The organism is Clostridium sp. JS66, from assembly GCF_033561535.1.
In the GTDB taxonomy this organism is placed as follows: Bacteria; Bacillota; Clostridia; order Clostridiales; family Clostridiaceae; genus Clostridium_AM; species Clostridium_AM carboxidivorans.
In genome coordinates this window covers 3,237,363-3,256,651 of sequence record NZ_CP131467.1, presented here as the reverse complement: position 1 = coordinate 3,256,651, position 19,289 = coordinate 3,237,363, and the positions used below count along the sequence as shown (strand labels likewise).

General features: G+C 28.5%; 12 protein-coding genes and 1 riboswitch. Of the genes, 11 read left to right on the top strand and 1 reads right to left on the bottom strand.

From position 1 onward, the window contains the following. Nucleotides 1–57 precede the first annotated feature (57 nt). The 7 genes from Q6H37_RS15200 to Q6H37_RS15170 all read left to right on the top strand — a co-directional run bounded on the left by Q6H37_RS15200 (nt 58) and on the right by Q6H37_RS15170 (nt 9,516). Nucleotides 58–765, top strand: a complete 708-nt coding sequence (locus Q6H37_RS15200; RefSeq protein WP_318733616.1) for a response regulator transcription factor — start codon at nt 58–60, stop codon at nt 763–765. Nucleotides 766–790: 25 nt separating this feature from the next. Then, nucleotides 791–3,850 (top strand): insulinase family protein, encoded by a 3,060-nt coding sequence (locus tag Q6H37_RS15195; protein WP_318733614.1) that lies wholly within the window; start codon nt 791–793, stop codon nt 3,848–3,850. Nucleotides 3,851–3,986: 136 nt separating this feature from the next. Then, nucleotides 3,987–5,015 (top strand): DUF1835 domain-containing protein, encoded by a 1,029-nt coding sequence (locus Q6H37_RS15190; RefSeq protein WP_318733611.1) that lies wholly within the window; start codon nt 3,987–3,989, stop codon nt 5,013–5,015. A gap of 62 nt (nt 5,016–5,077) precedes the next feature. Further along, entirely contained in the window at nt 5,078–6,106 is a 1,029-nt protein-coding gene (locus Q6H37_RS15185) for a DUF1835 domain-containing protein (RefSeq protein ID WP_318733609.1), read from the top strand. A 60-nt stretch (nt 6,107–6,166) separates the two neighbouring features. Continuing rightward, complete coding sequence (locus tag Q6H37_RS15180) at nt 6,167–6,454, top strand: 50S ribosomal protein L7/L12 (RefSeq protein ID WP_318733607.1); 288 nt, start codon at nt 6,167–6,169, stop codon at nt 6,452–6,454. Nucleotides 6,455–6,755: 301 nt separating this feature from the next. Beyond that, nucleotides 6,756–8,204, top strand: a complete 1,449-nt coding sequence (locus tag Q6H37_RS15175) for a HAMP domain-containing sensor histidine kinase (protein ID WP_318733605.1) — start codon at nt 6,756–6,758, stop codon at nt 8,202–8,204. 199 nt (nt 8,205–8,403) lie between these two features. Beyond that, nucleotides 8,404–9,516, top strand: coding sequence for a hypothetical protein (locus tag Q6H37_RS15170; protein WP_318733603.1), 1,113 nt, complete (start codon nt 8,404–8,406; stop codon nt 9,514–9,516). Nucleotides 9,517–9,668: 152 nt separating this feature from the next. Here Q6H37_RS15170 and Q6H37_RS15165 read toward each other — a convergent pair whose 3' ends face one another. Then, entirely contained in the window at nt 9,669–10,625 is a 957-nt protein-coding gene (locus tag Q6H37_RS15165; protein WP_318733601.1) for a tyrosine-type recombinase/integrase, read from the bottom strand. 167 nt (nt 10,626–10,792) lie between these two features. Then, nucleotides 10,793–10,898: riboswitch (SAM riboswitch) on the top strand. 85 nt (nt 10,899–10,983) lie between these two features. On the opposite strand from Q6H37_RS15165, the gene Q6H37_RS15160 reads away from it, so the two are divergent. From Q6H37_RS15160 to Q6H37_RS15145, 4 genes are all read left to right on the top strand, one after another. After that, nucleotides 10,984–11,787 (top strand): hypothetical protein, encoded by an 804-nt coding sequence (locus Q6H37_RS15160; protein ID WP_318733599.1) that lies wholly within the window; start codon nt 10,984–10,986, stop codon nt 11,785–11,787. Nucleotides 11,788–11,859: 72 nt separating this feature from the next. Next, complete coding sequence (locus Q6H37_RS15155) at nt 11,860–13,368, top strand: amino acid permease (protein WP_318733597.1); 1,509 nt, start codon at nt 11,860–11,862, stop codon at nt 13,366–13,368. Between the two features lie 96 nt (nt 13,369–13,464). Further along, a complete protein-coding gene (locus tag Q6H37_RS15150) occupies nt 13,465–16,710 on the top strand; it encodes a DEAD/DEAH box helicase (RefSeq protein WP_318733594.1) in 3,246 nt (1,081 codons plus the stop codon). A 129-nt stretch (nt 16,711–16,839) separates the two neighbouring features. Next, nucleotides 16,840–19,215: an ATP-binding protein gene (locus tag Q6H37_RS15145; protein WP_318733593.1), complete on the top strand. Its 2,376-nt coding sequence runs from the start codon at nt 16,840–16,842 to the stop codon at nt 19,213–19,215. The last annotated feature ends 74 nt before the right edge of the window (nt 19,216–19,289 follow it).

Here is a 19,289-nt window from a genome sequence, read left to right as displayed (position 1 = left end):
GTTTTATAAAATACAAAATACAAACTATATAATTAATATGTATGGGAGGAACTAATAGTGAAGGAAAAGCTACTAATAGTTGAAGATGATGAAGCAATTGCAAATATTCTAAAAGAACATCTTGAAAAAGAAGGTTATGAAGTTAATTGGTCATCAACTGGCAAGGAAGGATTGGAGGATTTTAAGAAGTATAAATTCGCATTAATAATGGTAGATATAATGCTGCCGGAAATGGATGGATTTACTCTTTGTAAAAATATAAGATGGATTAATGAAGATATACCAATAATGATACTCAGTGCAAAGCAAACAGATATGGATAAAGTAAAAGGATTAAAACTTGGCGCAGATGATTATATAACTAAACCATTTAGTTTAACTGAAGTTTCTGCAAGGGTAGAAGCGCATTTAAGAAGATATAGAAAAATGGACAAAACTTTACCATCAAATGGTACTTTGAAGTTTAAAAAAGATCTCATTATAATACCAGAAGAAAAGAAGGTTACTATAAATGGAGAAGAAATTCAAATGACATTAAAAGAATTTGAATTGTTACAACTTATGGCTCAAAATCCCAACAAGGTATTTTCAAAGGAAGAACTATATCATCACATATGGAATAGCATGGATTTGGATGGAAATAATACAGTAACAGTACATATTAAAGAAATAAGGGAAAAAATGGGAGATAGCAGTAAAAATCCAGTCTTTATTCAAACTGTGTGGGGGACAGGATATAAATTTATAGGAGAAAAAATATATTAAAAATATAAATAAGGGGGACAAGATAATGAAAGTATTTCTAAAAAAATCTAGCATTTTTATTTTAGCATTTTTTATGTTATTTTCTTCCTGTAATATAGCATTTGTAGGACAAACTGTTTATGCAGCAAATGAAGATATTACAACTACTGAAGTAGGTAAAAACTATTATGGATTCCAACTTACTTCAGTTAAGGAAGAGCCAAAGAGTAAATCCACTGTTATGATGTTTACTCATATAAAAACAGGTGCAAAGCTTATGTATATTAAAAATGATGATACACAAAGAGTTTTTGATATTACATTTCGCACACCTGTTACAGACAATACTGGAGTGAATCACATTATTGAACATTCAGTTCTTGATGGTTCTAAAAATTATCCAGTAAAATCTCCATTTAAAGAAATGCTTAAAGGATCACTTGGCTCATTTATCAATGCTATGACTAGTACTGATTATACTACATTTCCTGTAGCAAGTACTAATGAACAAGATCTTAAAAATCTTATGGGAGTATATTTAGATGCAGTATTTTATCCAAAACTAACTACTGATCCAAATATATTCAAACAAGAAGGTTGGAGATATGAGCTTCCATCAAAGGATTCACCTCTTTCAGTCAATGGAGTTGTGTATAATGAAATGAAAGGTAATTATTCTAATCCTCAGTGGCTTTTGCGTAGCGCAATAAATCAATCACTTTTCCCTGATACATCTTCTAAGTGGGACTCAGGTGGAAATCCAGATGTTATTCCTAATCTTACAAGGGAACAATTAATTTCAACTTATAAGAAAAATTATACACCTTCAAATAGTTATATATATTTATATGGTAAATTGGATGTAGGAGAATATTTAAAATTCATTGATAACAACTATTTAAGTAAATTTGATAAGGTTAATGTGGACACTTCCATTAAAACTCAAAAACCTTTATCTAATATTCCTGAGAAGGTAGTATCTTATCCTGTACCTAAAGATGGAGATACAAAAAAGAAAACATATCTTTCACTAAATTTTGTTACAGGTAATATAGATGATAAGGAAACAAATGTGGCACTTAGCTTTTTAGATTATTTGCTTATGGGAACAGATAATGCTCCACTAAAAAAAGCACTTAATGATGCTGGTATTGCAGAAAATGTAAGCTGTTCTTTTAGTATGGAAGGAGCTCAGCCTATATTTTCAATTAGTGCTATTAATTCTGATGAAGCTTCAAAAGAAGTTTTTCAAAAGACAATTTTTAATACTTTAGATAGTATTTCAAAAAATGGATTTGATAAAGATTTTCTTAAATCTGCCATGGCATCCTATGACATAAGTAATCGCTCTGAAAAACTTGCGACTCCTATGCTTGGTGGAAATGGATTCATTTTATCACAGACTGCACTATCTACATGGATATATGATAAGGATCCAGCAATGTATTTTGAAACAGATAGTGTTATGAAAAAAATTAAGGAAACAGATCAAAATAAGTATTTCCAAAATTTAATTAATAAATGTTTACTTTCAAATAACTATCATTCACTAGTTGTGTTAAAACCTGAAGCAGGACTTGAAAGTAAAAATGCTGAAAATATAGCTAAAAAGCTTGAAAGCTATAAGAGCCAAATTGGTGAAACAGGGGTTGCTTCTCTTTTAAAAGGTACTGAAGATTTCAATGTATGGCAGAAAACTGAAGATTCCAAGGAAGCACTTGAAACTTTACCAAAGCTTTCTCTTAAAGATGTTAAACCTGAAATGCCAAATTTGAATTATAGTGTTGAAAATCAATCAAGCATGAAGGTACTTACACATAATTCAGATTTGAATGGACTTTCAATTATAAATTTTTACTTTGATACATCTAGGGTTCCTCAAGATAAATTACAATATTTAAGTTTGCTTTGTTCATTACTTGGAAATGTAGATACTAAGGAACATAATTATAAAGGACTTTCAAATGAAATGTTGCAATATACAGGAGGAAATATAAGTTTTGTTCCTTCAGCAGTAGCAAATAGTAAAAGTCCTGATAATTACAATCCTAAAGTTACAGCATCGATTTTAGTACCACAGGATAGTATTTCAAAATCCTTTGATATGATTAGCGAAATCATAAATAGCAGCAAGTTTGAGGACAAGCAAAGAATAAAACAAATTATTGAGCAGAACAAATCAGCTCTACAAATGCTTTTAACATCGGGTTCAGGCAGTGCTGCAATTATGAGAATGAATGCATATATGAATGAAAGTGGAAGATATAGTGAAGCAATTACAGGACTTTCATACTATAAATTTTTGCAGGACTTAGACAACAATTTTGATGCAAAATGGGACAGTATTTCCAAAAATCTTAAGGATACATGTAATCTTGCATTTAATAGAAATGATCTTGTAGTAAGCTATAGTGGAAGTGAAGATGATGCTAAAGTATTTAGTAAGGAACTAGACCGTATAAGTCCTAAAATTAATTCACAAATACTTCCTCATCAAAAATATACTTTTGCTCAGCCTAGTAAGAATGTTGCTTTTTCTTCTACTGCAAAAGTACAAACAGTAATACAAGGAGGAGATTTAAAAAAGGCAGGATATACTTACAATGGAAAAATGATGGTACTTCAAAATGTATTGGATATGGGATATTTGTGGAATAAGGTGAGAACAACTGGTGGTGCTTATGGAGTTCAAAGTGCATTTTCATCTGATGGCAGAGTTATACTTGCTTCAATGAGAGATCCCAACCTTAAAGAAACTTTAGAAGCTTTTAAGGGTACAGTTGACTATCTTAAAAACTTTAAAGCTACAGACAGTGAAATGAATAATTATATTATAGGTGCTGTTAGACAATATGTTAACTTAAAAAGTAATGGACCCATTATGGAAAGTTCACTTTGTGATTCAATGTATCTTACTAATTCTTCTGTAAATGACTTGCTTGAGTATGAAAAACAAGCTCTTTCAACTACACCAGAGGATATAAGAAGCTATGGAGATATGCTTGATAAGATTTTAAGACAAAATATGTATTTTGTAGAAGGCTCTAAAGAAGCTATTGAACAAAATAAGTCATTGTTTAATGAAGTTATAGATACCGGAAAATAAAGGTGGTTATTGAAGGAGGAATGTTTTTCCTCCTTTAATATATTTGCAGATTTTTAAGGTAACCTTAAGATTTTAATAAGTTTAAATAAATGATATTATTATAAAATTAAAATAGAAAGCTGATAGGAGGATAAATGTGAATAATATAATAAATATATGTTTTACAGAAGGTGCAGGAGGGAAATTTAGAATTGCTATTAAGATGAATGAACTGGATAGCAAGCAAAAGGTTATAGTTCTTTCTGATGATCTTTCACATGGACCTATAAAAGTTGGAATAAATATTGAAGAGAGAATTAATTGGTGGAGAATTGCTAATGGAGATGAATATTTTCTTGAGTATGGTGCAGATGAGTTAAGAGAAAATTATAATACATTTCACAATGAAATTTCAAAAATAGATAGAAGCGATATTTTATACTTATGGTATGGTTCTAGTCAGGAGTTTTGTGGAATGTTATATGCCTTAGAACTTTTAAAGAATAAGGATTTAAATATATATTTAATAAATGTAACAGATACAGTTGTGGAGCATAAAGGAAATGTATATTTATCTAGAGATACTGGATACATTGTACCACAATATATAGAGAAATATGCAAGTGTAAAGCAAAAACTGGATTCAGATAAATATAGGGAACTTCTTAATATCTGGGAATTATTAAAAAGTGATAATTCAATGTTACGTGTTTTTAAAAATGAAAGGATAAGAAGTGTAGATGAAAATTATTTTGATATGGATATACTGAAATACGTTCCAAAAGAATTTAAAAATTCAGCTAAAATTGTGAGGTTGGTAGTAGATAACAGTGATGTGGAAATTTCATTTGATTATATAATCTGGAGAATAAAAGAATTAGTTAAGTTAGGAAAAATTGATTGCACATATGATAAAGTTTATCATGGTAAATTTGAGAGCCTTAAAATGAATATAAAAATAACAGAAGAAGGATTAAAGTATCTAAGCACTGATGAGAAGGCTATGAGTATTTGGAGAAATAGTAAAAAAGATTTAAATTCAGAAGAGTATATGATAAATGAATACATAGAAGAAGGTAGGCTGGAAGAGAAAGTGAATATAGCCCAAAGATTAAAAGATGTATTAGATGCAGAAACCATAGCAGAAAAAACAGGCTTAACTGTAGGGCAAGTTAAAAATTTATAATATAGAAACTGGCGTGTTTTAATAAATAATATCACAAAATTAAAAGTCATAGGGGGATAAACATGAACAGGATAATTAACATGTGTTTTTCAGAAAGTGCAGAAGGAAGTTTTAAGCATGCTATTAGTACTAAAATACTTAAAGGTAATCAAGAGATAATATTTTTTCTTGATGATCTTTCACAGGGATCTATAAAGGATGAAATAAATATTGAGGAAAGAACTAACTGGTATAATACTTTTACGAGAGAAAATCAATTAAGGCCAGTTGTTGATTATGATATAGATGATTTAAAAGAAAATTATAGCACATTTCATAATGAAATTTCTAAAGCAGATCATAGTGATATTTTATATTTATGGTATGGTTCTAGTAGAGAGTTTTGTGGAATGTTATATGCTTTAGAGCTGTTGAAGGATAGAAATTTAGATATATATTTAATAAATGTAAAGGACACAGTTATTAAACATAAAAAAATTGAATTTAAGGCTAGGTCTACTGGAGAAATTATACCAGAAGACATAGAAAAGTATGTAGCTGCTAAAAAGAATCTGAATTTAAATGAATATAGAGAACTTCTTGATAAATGGGAATTACTAAAAAAAGATAATTTTATATTACGTGTTATTAAAAATGGAAATTTAGAAAGTGTAGATGAAAATTATTTTGATATAGATATACTGAAATACACACCAAAAGAATTTATAAATCCCATAAGAACAATAGGAGAGGTATTAGGCAAAAGTGAAGAAAGAATTTCAGATGAATACATATTTTGGAGAATAAAAGAATTAATTAAAACAGGAAAAATAGAACACAATGGTAAATTTGGAGTTATAGGAATGGAAATAAAAATAACTGAAGAAGGACTAAAACATTTAAGTACTGATAAAGATGCCATGAGGATTTGGGAAGAGGATAGAAAAGAATCAGAAGAGGAAGAAGAGATTAGAAAAAAATATAGACAGCAAGGTATCATGAAAGAAAGAATAGATATAGCAAAAAAATTAAAAGATGTTTTAGATGATAAAACTATAGCAGAGAAAACTGGTTTAAGTATGGAACAAGTTAAAAGTTTGAAAGAAAGTTAATTAAAAATAAGTGTCTGAAGAAAAAATAAGTATGAGGGTAAAATTAAAAGGAGTAAAATTATGAATTATAAAATTGTTTTGGTGATTGCAGCTGTAGGGGTTATAATGTGGATATCAGCTGCTATAAGTCAGATGAGAAATGACAATATGAGAATGAATGCAACTTTAAATAAGATTGCTAGAAAAGTTGGAGCATTTGATGAATTAACAACTGAATTAAAAAAACTTATTTCAGAGCATGAAACCATTAAAGCAATTAGATTATATAGAGAGACTACGGGGTGTGGATTAGTTGAGGCTAAGGAATATATTGACTCCCTAAAAGAAGAATTAAAAATAGGTGAATAATGAAACAAGATTTATATTAAGTTTAAATTAGGTAAGGAGTTTTGAAAATTAAAAGCTGCTTGCCTTTTGTGTTGTTAAGAAGCATTTTCAAAGTAATCTATTTGCTATTTAAAATTTATAAAGAAACTATTAAGTCTAACAAATAGACAAAGAGTTCATATATAATGTACATATGAGATTATAAAATTTTGCAAGAAATTGAAGATTTTATGAGAGGATAAGTATAAAAAATAACAAATATATGAGGAATTATTAGATACATTAAAAGTATTAAATTAAATAGCTTAGGGGAGGAGTGTACATGAAACTTAAAAAGTGGCTTATATTGTCTCATTTAACAGTTATGCTGACACCAGTGATTTCAGGTTTGTTATTATATATAATTATAGGTAATTATAATAACAATAATCAAGTTTCAGATTATATATCTGCTATGAATAAATTTAAAACATATGAGCAACAATTGGACAATCCTGATATATATACTGAATACCCTTTAAAAGATAAAAAAATTATATCTAGCAAAGACAGCAATTCTATAAAGATAGAATTATACAATGCTGTAGGTCAGGAAATATATTCTTCAGATGATAATATAGCTGGTTTTATTTCAAAAGAGGTTGCATTTTCAGATTTATATAAAATACAAACAGGAGCTAGAGCATATACGCTAAAAATGGCTGTATTCAATAAGGATAGCGTACTGGTAGGGTTTTATAAAATAGCTATAGCAAGGGAAGATTTTATTCAAGGTATAAATTATAGAACCGTTATTACAGTTTTATTTTTTATAATTATAGTTTTGTGCATTTTTATATCAGTAGGACTTCTTTTAAACAAAAAACTTAATAGGCCCATTAAACTTCTAGTAGAAGGAATGAATAAGTTCGCTTTAGGAGATAAAAACATAGTAGATTATAAATACAGTGATGAGATAGGTGAGCTTATAAGCCATTTTAATGATATGAAGAAGGATATTGAAGAGAAAAGAGAGATTATTGAGCAGCAGCAAAAATCTAAGGAATATATGATATCTGCCATATCCCATGATTTAAAAACACCATTAACTGCAATAAGAGCCTATGCTGAAGCTATGATTAATGGTGAAAGTTTAGATATAAAGGATAATAAAAATAAGGCTTTAGTTATACTGAATAAAAGTGATTATATGAAAAATATGATAGATGATTTAATGATGTACAATCTTCTTACTACAGAGTATAAAATGAATTTTGTAGAACTTGAGGGTTCAGAGTTCTTCGAAATGCTGTTTTCAGGGTATGATGAATCCTGCGCACAAAAGAAAATAAAACTTACCATAGATATAAATGTTCAAGGTAAATACAAGGTAGACGTAAGGCAGATGACAAGGGTAGTAGATAATTTGATGGCAAATGCTTTAAGATATACGCCTGTAGAGGGGGATATATGTATGAGTGCAGTTTCACTAGATAATGAAATGCCAGATTGGTTGAAAATAGGCACAGAAAATAAAATAATTACCTGGAAAAAAGATGGTTTACTAATTGCAGTTAAAAATCAAGGTTATGGCATTATAGATAAAGAAAAGGAAAAAGTATTTATGCCATTTTACCAAAGTGATGATTCTAGGAATAAAAAGTTATGGAATGGTGTAGGACTAGGGCTTAGCATTGTTAAATTAGTAATTGAAAAGCATTATGGTGAAGTTAAAGTATTTTCAGAAGGAAACAGTACAATGTTTGTATGCTGGATACCCATAGACAGTTAAGTTTAGGTATATAAAAAAATGATAAGCCTACCTGTTAGTTTATTTTGTGTCATGCGGCATGGGAAGAACCCTTAATTGAAATTCATAATTTTAATATTATAAAGAAATTATTAAGTTTAATAAAAATAGAAAAAGTATTTATATAATGTATGCATAAGGTTAAAAAATTTAGTAAGAGATTAAAAGGAGATGTTTTATTGTGAAGAAGAGAATATTAGCAATGTTTACAGCAGCTTTAATAACAACAAGTTTATTTCAAGGTTGCAGCAGTTTAAAGAAGGATACAATAATACCAGGCGAGGTTATAAATAAAGCTATGAGTGCTTATGAGAAACCTAAGTCATATTATGGTGAAGCAAGGATGGAAATATATGAGAATAATAAATTAGATGAAACAGCTGCTATAAAGGAATGGGTAGACAACTCATCAAATAAAATAAGAAGACGTTATGAATCAAATTCTAATATTAGTGGGAAAACTATATTTACTAACGATGGTAATAAAGTGTTAGTATATATGGAAAAAAGTAAAAAGGCTATGTCTATGAAGGTAGAAAATAATTTATCAGAGAATAATAATGATTATAAATCTATACTTATGAAACAACTTAACAGCATATCAAAAACACATGATTTAACTTATAAAGGAGAAGAAAATATTAATGGATTTAAAACTTACCATCTTTATGCTAAACCAAAACAGAAAAATAGCATTTTAGGTGATATGAACTATTGGATAGATGAGGGCAGCTGGTTTGTTATAAAGTGTACATCGGAAAGTTCTAACGCGAAAACAGGTATAGAATATACAAAGATAAAATTTTCACCTAAGTTAGATAATAGTTTATTTACTCAAAATATTCCTTCTGATGTTAAAATAGAGGATATGGATAACAACAGTGAACTTAAAGAAAATAAAATTGATATGAAACAAGCAGAAAAAATAGCAGGAAAACCTATTTTAACATTAAAAGAAACATCTGGGTACAAGCTAAAAAGTGTAACTTATATGGATGCACCAGGAGTAAAGCATAAGGAAATAAATCAAACTTACGAAAAAAACGGGGCAGATCAATTAATTCTTACAACTATAGTTCCATATGATGATAAAGCTATTGAAAATGATGATACAAAAATTGATGGTGAAAAAGATATTACTGTAAGAGGAAAAAAAGGAATGTCTATGGAAGAACCTATAAAAACTATATCATGGAGTGAAGATGGATTTAATTATAATTTGTTAATTCAAGATCCTACATTAAATGTAGATAATGGTAAAAAACTAGTGGAAAGCTTACAATACTATAAGTAACAAATTGTTAGATAACTCAACTTTTGCAATTAAAAAATAATGTGACACAACTTTTCAGAGGGCAATTGTACTCTGAAAAGTTGTGTCGCAATGTGCTTATATTAAGCCGAAAAATTATATGTAAAAAATTCAATTATAAGATGATTGCATGGTTATCGAAGAGATTTTAATTTGCTTACCTCAGAATAAGGTATTTTTCGAAAGCCTTTATCTGTTCTATAAGCCTTAACCAAGCCTTTGTCACACCATTTAATCACAGTAATAGGAGCTACACTAAATATTTTTGCAAATTCAGAAGGTGTGAGCATTTCTTTTAATTTTTTATCTGTATAGCTCTTATATTTTGTAGTATATCCAAGTAATTCATCTATTTCTTTAGCAATGTAACCTTGCTCTTTTAACTTAAGTTTATAAAAGTCCCTTAAAGTTGATAAGGTAATATTAGTATAAGGACAATTTTTCCTAAATATCCAGCGTAGTCCAGCAGTTGTATATTTAGTACCTCTTTCATTTATAAAAAGATATTCTTCCATGGTGTATACTTCTTTTAAATACAACTTTAAGGAATTTTCTATACTAGAGTTCATAGGGACCTCTCTTTCATAAGAACCAGTTATATTCATAACCCTTTCATCAAAATCTAAATCTTTTAATTTAAGTTCTATAATCTCAGCAGATCTTAATCCAGAATATGCAATTAAACTGAGCATTGTATAATTTTTTATTCCATCATTGCAGCAAATTTGTTGAAGCAAGTTTTCTATGTATTTTTCATCTATATAATTGCTCTTCTTAACTTTAACTTTTGAAATTTTCACTCTCAGAGAATTATCTATTACCATTTTTTCTTGAATACCTTCACTTATTAAAAAGTTATTATAAGACTTAAAGAAATTAATGTAATTATTTATAGAACTTTCACTTATATTTAAGGAAATACTGTTAATATATTTTTTTACAGTATTTTTTTCTAATGCTCCAAATGGAGTTTTTATAACTTCCTCATACCATTTTAAGAATTTCCTTAAATAATATATGTACAAATATATAGAGCTGTCCTTCATATTTTGTTTTAATAAATAATTATTATATTTATAAAAATTCTTCATTTTTTGCTCCTAATTTAAGTATACTTTAATATAAATTATAACAAATTATTGCATGAAGAAAAATATGATATTTTGCACTAATTTAAAATAGAATTAAAATTCAAAAAATAATATATTGACAACTAATAGCAAATATTGCTATAATGTTCACAATTAAATAAAAAACCTTCTTATCAAGAGAGGCTGAGGGACTGGCCCTATGACGCCCGGCAACCTGAATATTTACTATTTAATGGTGCTAATTCCAGCTGGTTATATACCGGAAGATGAGGAGCTATATGGAAATTTGATCTTCTTGTAGTTCTATCTACAAGGAGATTTTTTTATATTAATAAATTTGGAGAGGAGAAAAGATATTATGAAAAAATTTACTTCAAAAGAAATAGTTGATATTGCACTTAAATGTGGAGCTTCATTAGCAGGAGTTGCAAATGTGGAAGATTTAAAAAAGGCACCAGCTTTTACTGTTGTATCTAAAATGCCTGAATATAACGGTGTTGGAACTTATATGAGAGGAAAAGATGATTCATTTTTGACAGGGGTAGTATGGCCTGAAGGAATAAGAAGTGTAGTTGTTTTAGCTTATCATCATCCTGTAGATGATCCTAAAATGGATTACTGGGTTGAAGGGGTTAATAATACAATAGGAAATAAGGAAATTATAGAAGTTGGAAAGAAATTTAAAGCTGTTATGTTAGATGCAGGAATTGATACATATTCATTTAATTATCATATAGAAAAAGGAGGAATATTTTTAAAGGATTCTTCGGTTGTAGCAGGACTTGGATGCATTGGAAAAAATAATTTATTGGTTACTCCAGAATATGGTTCTCATGTAAGGTTAAGAGCAATAGGTTTGAGTTTAGATTTACCATCAGATGGTCCTTCAGGTTATGATCCATGCTCTTCATGTGAAATAAAATGCTGGGAAAAATGTGCGAAAAGTGCTTTTGCAAAAAAAATATATTTTGAAGAGAAGCTTGGAAGAAGAGAACTTCCAGGAAGAATAGGAAATTTTGATAGAACTTTATGTAACATAGAAATGAAAGAAAATGAAGCTAATATGGAGCCTATGGAAGTATCAAAACTCACTCCTAATGGCCCTGAAAATACTATAAAGTATTGTAGAATTTGTGAATATTCATGTCCAATAGGAAAGTAATTGTAATAAAAATAAGTATAGAATTTTAAGACAAGCTTCATTATAAAAGCTAAAAATGATTGGGGGGCTATTATGAACACTAATTTGGAAACAAAAGATGTAGAAACAAAAGCTAAAGGACAGCTTCAGAGAAGCTTAAAAGCAAGGCATATGAATATGATTGCTATTGGTGGAGCAATTGGAACAGGTTTATTTTTTGCAAGTGGAAGTGCAGTTAGTACTGCAGGACCAGGAGGAGCATTAGTTGCATATACAATCATGGGGATTTTAGTTTATTTTTTAATGACATCACTAGGTGAAATGGCAACATTATTACCTATATCAGGCTCTTTTGAAACCTATGCTACAAGATTTGTAGATCCAGCTTTAGGATTTACTCTTGGATGGAATTACTGGTTTTGTTGGGCTATATGTGTTGCAGCAGAACTAGTTGCAGGTTCGCTTATAGTTAAGTTTTGGTTTCCAAATACAAATACTACTTTATGGAGCGTACTTTTTTTAATAATTATTTTTGCTTTAAACATTTTATCTGCAAGAGCTTATGCTGAGGGAGAATATTGGTTTGCAAGCATTAAAGTTGTTACTATAATTATATTTCTTGTAGTAGGTGTCCTCATGATATTTGGTATATTAGGAGGAAAATCACCTGGATTTTCTAATTGGGTATTAACAGATAACTCTGGTAAAAAAGGACCTTTTGTGGGTGGTATATTAGCAATTATCAATGTTTTTTTAGTTGCAGGTTTTTCATTTTCAGGAACAGAAATAGTTGGACTTGCTGCAGGAGAATCAGAAAATCCTGAAGAAAATGTTCCTAAGGCAATAAAAACTGTTTTCTGGCGTATTTTATTGTTCTATATGGGGGCAATTTTAGTAATTGGATTTTTGATTCCTTTTACTGATCCTAATCTTTTAAAAAGTGGTGCTGACAATATTGCATACAGCCCATTTACTATGGTATTTCAAAAGTCTGGATTAGCCATTGCAGCTAGCCTTATGAATGCAGTAATTTTAACTTCTGTTCTTTCTTGTGGAAATTCTGGACTCTATGTGGCATCACGTATGCTTTATTCTTTATCAAAGGAAGGTAAAGCACCTAAGTTCTTATCGAAGGTAAATAAAAGAGGGGTTCCCATGAATGCATTATATATTACAACCATAGTTGCTTGTTCAGCATTTTTTGCATCATTAATTGGTGATGGAAAGATATATTATATACTTTATAATGCTTCTGGTATTACAGCATTTTTTGCCTGGTTAGGTATAGGTATATGCCATTATAGATTTAGAAAAGCATATATTGCTCAAGGTAAAAAATTGGAAGATTTAAAATACAAGGCTAAATGGTACCCATTAGGACCTATTATGGCTATTATATTTTGTACAATTGTTATATTTGGATCTAACATATGGATTTTTCAAGCTGAAAAATTTAGTTGGTTTGATTTTATAACAAATTATGTATGTATTCCTGTATTTATATTATTGTATTTCGGATACAAGAAAGTTAAAAATACCAAAATAGTTCCTTTAAATGAATGTAATTTTGAATACAGTGAAGAAGAAAAAGTGAAAAGTTAGTAAAATGATAAAAGTATCCCTAATAATATAAATTTTAAACATTTGTGTCATGTGATATAATAAAAGGGTTAAAATTTAAGTTATTAGGGAGAAAATATGTTAAGAGAAGATATGTTGTTACAAATATTTAATGAAGAAACTAGTGGTAATAACTACAGCAAAGGTCAGAGAGTTTTAAGTAATGATTTAGTTTCTTCTATAGATATTACAGATTCAGATAATTTAATTCATATAGATGGTAATGTAATTTCAGAAAATCTTTTTAATGAATATAATACGAAAATTGAAATAGACACAGAGAAAAAAAGCATTTTTTCTACTTATTGCAGTTGTCTTGATTATGAAAAAAATGAGTTAAAAAAGAAAAATTATTGTTGCAAACATTTGGTGGCAACATTTTATAAGGCTTTACCTAGGTTAGCGGAGTATTCTATTTTAGATGAAAATGCATCCGATAAAGAAATTGTATTCAAAAGAAAAAGTAATATACTATCTATGCTTTTAGATGATAGTAAAAATAAGGAAAAAGTAAAAATAGAAGTATATATAAATAAAAATGGATGGACTGATAAACTTAAAGTTGAGTTTAAAATAGGATTGAATTTTATGTCTTCTAATAGTCTTTATGTTTTAAAGGATATAAATCAATTATTATTATGCATTTACAATAATATTCCTATAAAGTATAGTAAGAACTTTACTTTTAATATAAAAAATCAAAAATTAGCTACAAAGGATAGAAGACTTATAGATTTTATAAAAACACTAAAGGATATAGAGGAAAAGAACAATCTTGTTACTAAGAATAGGGAGAACTTTATAGAAGGAAAATATATAAATATTCCAGATTATTTTGTTAGAGAGTTTTTTGAAATTATAAAGGAACATAGAGTTTACTTAAATGAAGGATTTTTTTATAGAACTGTGGAAACGGAAATTTTGCATGATGTTCCACCTATAGATTTTGATTTAAAGAAGATAAAAGATGAATATATACTAAAATCCTCAGGAGGAATGCCAATAAGCTTGGATTCTAAAAATGAGGCTTTTTTATATGGAACAACTATATATCTTCCAGATTATGATTTTTGCTATAAGATAAGTCCATATCTTCAAATATTTAGCCAAAATAAAGTTATAACAATGGAGGATACTGAGGAGGAAATTATACTAAGAAAACTAATTCCTCATCTTAAACTTTTAACAGATAATATAAGTGTATCTAAAAATATAAAAGATAAGATAGTAATAGATGAGTGCAGTTTTAATTTTTATTTTGATAAAGAAGAAGGAAAAGTTACATTACTAGTAAAAGTAAATTATGGGCAATTTGAGTTTAACATTTTTCAGGACTATAAAGAAAAAATAATATATAGGGATTCTAAAAAGGAAAATGAGGTTATACAAATTGTAAGAAGCTTGGGCTTTGAAGAAATAGATGAAAAATTTTATTTTTTGAAAGATGATGATTATATGTTTAAGTTTTTTAAAAGCGAAGTTGAAAAGCTTCAACAAATGGGTGATGTATATTATTCTGAAAACTTTAAAGGAATAAAGCATTTAGGTACAAAAGGAATAAAGGGAGAAATTAAATCAGGAAAATACGATTATTTTCAAATGGATTTTAAAATATCGGATATAAGTCCACAAGAGACCAATGAAATTTTAAGAGCATTTAGGGATAATCTTAAATATTATAAATTGAAAAGCGGTGAATATCTTGATTTACAGGAATTAGAGCTTAATAAATTTTTAAAACTTTTAGATGTAATTTCTTATAATGAAATAGAAGAAAATTGTATAGAAATACCTAAAAATAAGAGTATTTTCTTAGAAAGCTTTATGCAAGAAAATAAAATTAGATACATAAAGGGTAAAAATCAATTAAAAGAGGTAAAAGATAAGTTTCATGATATAAAAAATATGAAATTTCAAATTCCAAGTGCTTTAAAGGGAGAGTTAAGAAAGTATCAAAAGGTAGGGTATAATTGGTTTAAAACTCTTCAATATTTAGGTTTTGGAGGCATTTTGGGAGATGAAATGGGCCTTGGTAAAACAATTCAAACCATTGCATTTATAGTATCTAATATAGAAAGTAAATCTTTAATTGTAGCACCTACATCACTCATATATAACTGGATAAGTGAGTTTGAAAAGTTTGCGCCTACTGTTAAGGTGGGGGCTGCATATGGTATAAAGTCGGAAAGAGAGGAAGTTCTTAAAAATATAGAAAACTATGATGTTATTATAACAACCTATAATTTATTAAAGAAGGATTTAGAAAGTTATGAGGTATTAGAATTTGACTTTTGTATATTAGATGAAGCACAATACATAAAAAATTCAAATTCTCAAAATGCAACAGCTGTGAAGAAGATAAAGGCACATAATAGATTTGCGCTTTCTGGTACTCCAATAGAAAATTCTCTTATGGAGCTGTGGTCTATATTTGATTTTATAATGCCAGGGTATCTATATGATGAAAAAAGATTTAGTGTGAGATATCACAAAAGGCTTAATGAAGCCCCAGAAGTTATAGAGGAATTGAATAAACTTATAAAACCTTTCATACTTAGAAGAAGAAAGAGTGAAGTTATAAAAGAACTACCTTCTAAGATTGAAAAAAGATTATTTGTAACACTGAATGATGAGCAGAAAAAGATATATAAGACTTATGCTAATTATGCTATGGAACTTATTAAGAAAAAGGTAAAGGATTTTGAATTCCAAAATAGTAAAATAGAGATATTAGCCTATATAACGAAACTAAGACAGTTGTGCTTAGACCCTAGAGTAATAATAAAAGATTATAATGGCGAAAGTGCCAAAATAGAAACACTAGTAGAGCTTTTAAGTAAAAGTATAGGGCAGGGGCATAGAATACTTGTGTTTTCACAATTCACATCTGTTCTCAAAAACATTGGAAGAAGAATTAATAAAGAGGATATACGTTTTAGTTATTTAGATGGCTCCATACCTTCAGAAAAGAGAATAAATTTAGTAAATGATTTTAATCAAGGTGAAAATTCAGTATTTTTAATAAGCTTAAAGGCAGGGGGAACAGGATTAAATTTAACGTCTGCTGATGTAGTAATTCATTTTGATCCTTGGTGGAATCCAGCAGTAGAAGAACAGGCTACAGATAGAGCTCACAGAATAGGCCAGAAGAAGGTAGTAGAGGTTATAAAGATAGTAGCTAAAGGCACCATTGAAGAAAAAATTATATCCTTGCAAGAAGAAAAGAAAAAACTTATAGGATCTCTTATAGAAGATGAGTCCTTTAATGGAAAGAAATTTTTAAGTTTAACAGAAGAAGATATAGTTGAATTGTTTAGTATGTAGTATAGAAATGTACAATTAAATTTATAATTATTTGATATTTTTAAGGAGAATTTGCAGGAATTTGGCAATAAATATTGAAATATATAATTTATAAATAATGCTTAAGAATAATTTCTGGAGGTGGACAGTATGAAACAATATTCAGAGTTGACAAGAAAGGATTTAGAGCTTCAATTTGAGGAAATGCCGGATTTTGATACTACTTGTGATGTAGAAAGTTATAATATGGTAATAGGTCAGAAAAGAGCAGTAGAATCCATAGAACTTGGATTAAACATGGATAGTAAGCAGTATAACATATTCATATCTGGTAAAACTGGCACAGGTAAAACAGGATATATTGTAAGAAAAATAGAGGAATATGCGAAAAAGATGCCTACACCACAGGATTGGTGTTATGTTTACAATTTCGAAAATTCCAATAATCCTATTTCGATTTCTCTTAATACAGGAACCGCTATTAAATTTAGGGAAGGTATGAATTCATTTATTAAATATATCATTAAAGAAGTTCCAGTTTATTTTGATTCTGAAAATTATGAAAACGAGAAAAATAGTATAATTGGCAAATACGAAACGATGCTTCTAGATTTATCCAGAGGGCTGAATATTGAAGCAAAAAAAAGAGGGTTTGCAGTAAAAAAGACATCAACAGGGGAATTTGTTTTTATTGCGTTAAAAAATGATAAGCAGTTAAGTGATGATGAATATGAAAATTTAACAGATGAAGAAAGAAAAGTTATAGAAAATTCAATAAATGAACTTAGAAATATATCCTCTGATATATTTAAACAGAGCAATCAAGTTCAAAAAAAGTTAGAAAGTGAATTGAAATATTTAGATGATAAAATTGCTGAAAATATAATTTCTGAAAAAATAGAAGAATTAGTGAATAGTTATGGATGCAGTGAAAAGGTTATAAACTATTTAAATGCAGTAAAAAAAGATATAATTGAAAATATATCCTATTTCTTTGAAGAAGATGATAATAATGAAGAAGTCAAAAATGTAAAAAAATTGTTTTTAAAAAGATATGAAGTTAATGTTTTAGTTGATAATAGTGAAAGTGAAGGAGCACCAGTTATTTTTGCAGATTCAGCTGCTCAGGGTAAAGTTTTTGGTAATATTGAATATGAAAATAAAATGGGTAGTCTTATTACTGATTTTACATTAATAAAGCCAGGTTATTTGCATAAAGCCAATGGAGGATATATTATAATTAAAGCACAGCAGCTATTAACTCAACCTTCTTCTTGGGAATTACTAAAAAAATGTATAAATCTAGAAAATATATCTATTAATAATTCAAAATACAATATAGAGGTACTTCCTATTTCAACACTTAGTCCGGAAGAAATACCTTTAAAAATTAAAGTAATATTAATTGGAAGTAATTATATATATTCAGCACTCTTAAATAATGATTTAGAATTTGAAAAGATATTTAAAATAAAAGCTGAATTTGACAATGAAATTGAAAAGGATAGAGGTAATATAAGTAATCTTGTAGGTTTACTAAACTATTATATCAATGAAAATAATCTTAAGCATATAAGAAGAGAGGGAGTTAAAAGACTACTGCAATTTTCTTCTAGACTTGCAGAAAATAAGGATAATTTTTCTGCTTCTATGAGTAATCTTTTTAAAATAGTTGATATTGCAAATTATTACGCTAAAAAAGATAACAGTGAAATTGTTGAAGATAAACATGTTGCAGCAGCATTAAAGGAACAAGAATCCATGCATGGACTTATCAGAAAGAAAATTCTTGACATGTATAAAAAGAAAAAATATATAACTGTGTTAAAAGGAAAAAGGGTTGGTCAAATTAATGGACTTTCAGTTTCAGATTATGGTGATTGTGTAATTGGGCAGCAGCATAGAATAACTGTTTCAACTTTTGCAGGGAGAAATGGAATAATAAACATTGAAAGAGAAGCTGATATGAGTGGAAATATTCACAGTAAAGGTGTAATGATCTTAGCTGGTTTTGTAGGGCAGCTTGTAGGAAGGGATATTCCCATATCCTTTAATGCCAATATTGTGTTTGAACAGCTTTATTCAGGAATAGAAGGAGATAGTGCTTCAGCAGCAGAATTATTAGCATTATTATCAAGCTTATCAGAAATTCCAATAAATCAGAGTATAGCAATAACTGGTTCAGTTAATCAAAGAGGAGAAATACAGCCAATAGGAGGAGTTAATGACAAAATTGAAGGCTTCTTTGACATATGTTCACTTGATGGTCTTGATGGAACACATGGTGTTATAATACCAAATACTAATGTGGATGATCTTGTGTTAAAGGAAGAAGTGTTAGAAGCAGTGGAACAAGGAAAGTTCCATATATATTCAGTAAACACCATTTGTGATTGTATCCAGATATTATTTAATGATAAAAATATAAATGATTCTAATAAAAATATTCTAGAATATGTAAAAAAGAAAATGATGAAGACTTTAAAAGAATATAATAATATTTTAAAGGAAGCTAATATTAATTAAGAGGAAATAGGCACTAATTTGAAAAAATTGGTGCCTATTTTATTAAAAGAAAATAACCGTGATTGTATAATATA

What these genes read in the sequence shown, in the direction of transcription:
- Q6H37_RS15150 (WP_318733594.1), top strand. Translation starts at nt 13,465, where the DNA reads ATGTTAAGAGAAGATATGTTGTTACAAATATTTAATGAAGAAACTAGT.
- Q6H37_RS15175 (WP_318733605.1), top strand. Translation starts at nt 6,756, where the DNA reads ATGAAACTTAAAAAGTGGCTTATATTGTCTCATTTAACAGTTATGCTG.
- Q6H37_RS15145 (WP_318733593.1), top strand. Translation starts at nt 16,840, where the DNA reads ATGAAACAATATTCAGAGTTGACAAGAAAGGATTTAGAGCTTCAATTT.
- Q6H37_RS15180 (WP_318733607.1), top strand. Translation starts at nt 6,167, where the DNA reads ATGAATTATAAAATTGTTTTGGTGATTGCAGCTGTAGGGGTTATAATG.
- Q6H37_RS15160 (WP_318733599.1), top strand. Translation starts at nt 10,984, where the DNA reads ATGAAAAAATTTACTTCAAAAGAAATAGTTGATATTGCACTTAAATGT.
- Q6H37_RS15195 (WP_318733614.1), top strand. Translation starts at nt 791, where the DNA reads ATGAAAGTATTTCTAAAAAAATCTAGCATTTTTATTTTAGCATTTTTT.
- Q6H37_RS15185 (WP_318733609.1), top strand. Translation starts at nt 5,078, where the DNA reads ATGAACAGGATAATTAACATGTGTTTTTCAGAAAGTGCAGAAGGAAGT.
- Q6H37_RS15155 (WP_318733597.1), top strand. Translation starts at nt 11,860, where the DNA reads ATGAACACTAATTTGGAAACAAAAGATGTAGAAACAAAAGCTAAAGGA.
- Q6H37_RS15165 (WP_318733601.1), bottom strand. Translation starts at nt 10,625, where the DNA reads ATGAAGAATTTTTATAAATATAATAATTATTTATTAAAACAAAATATG.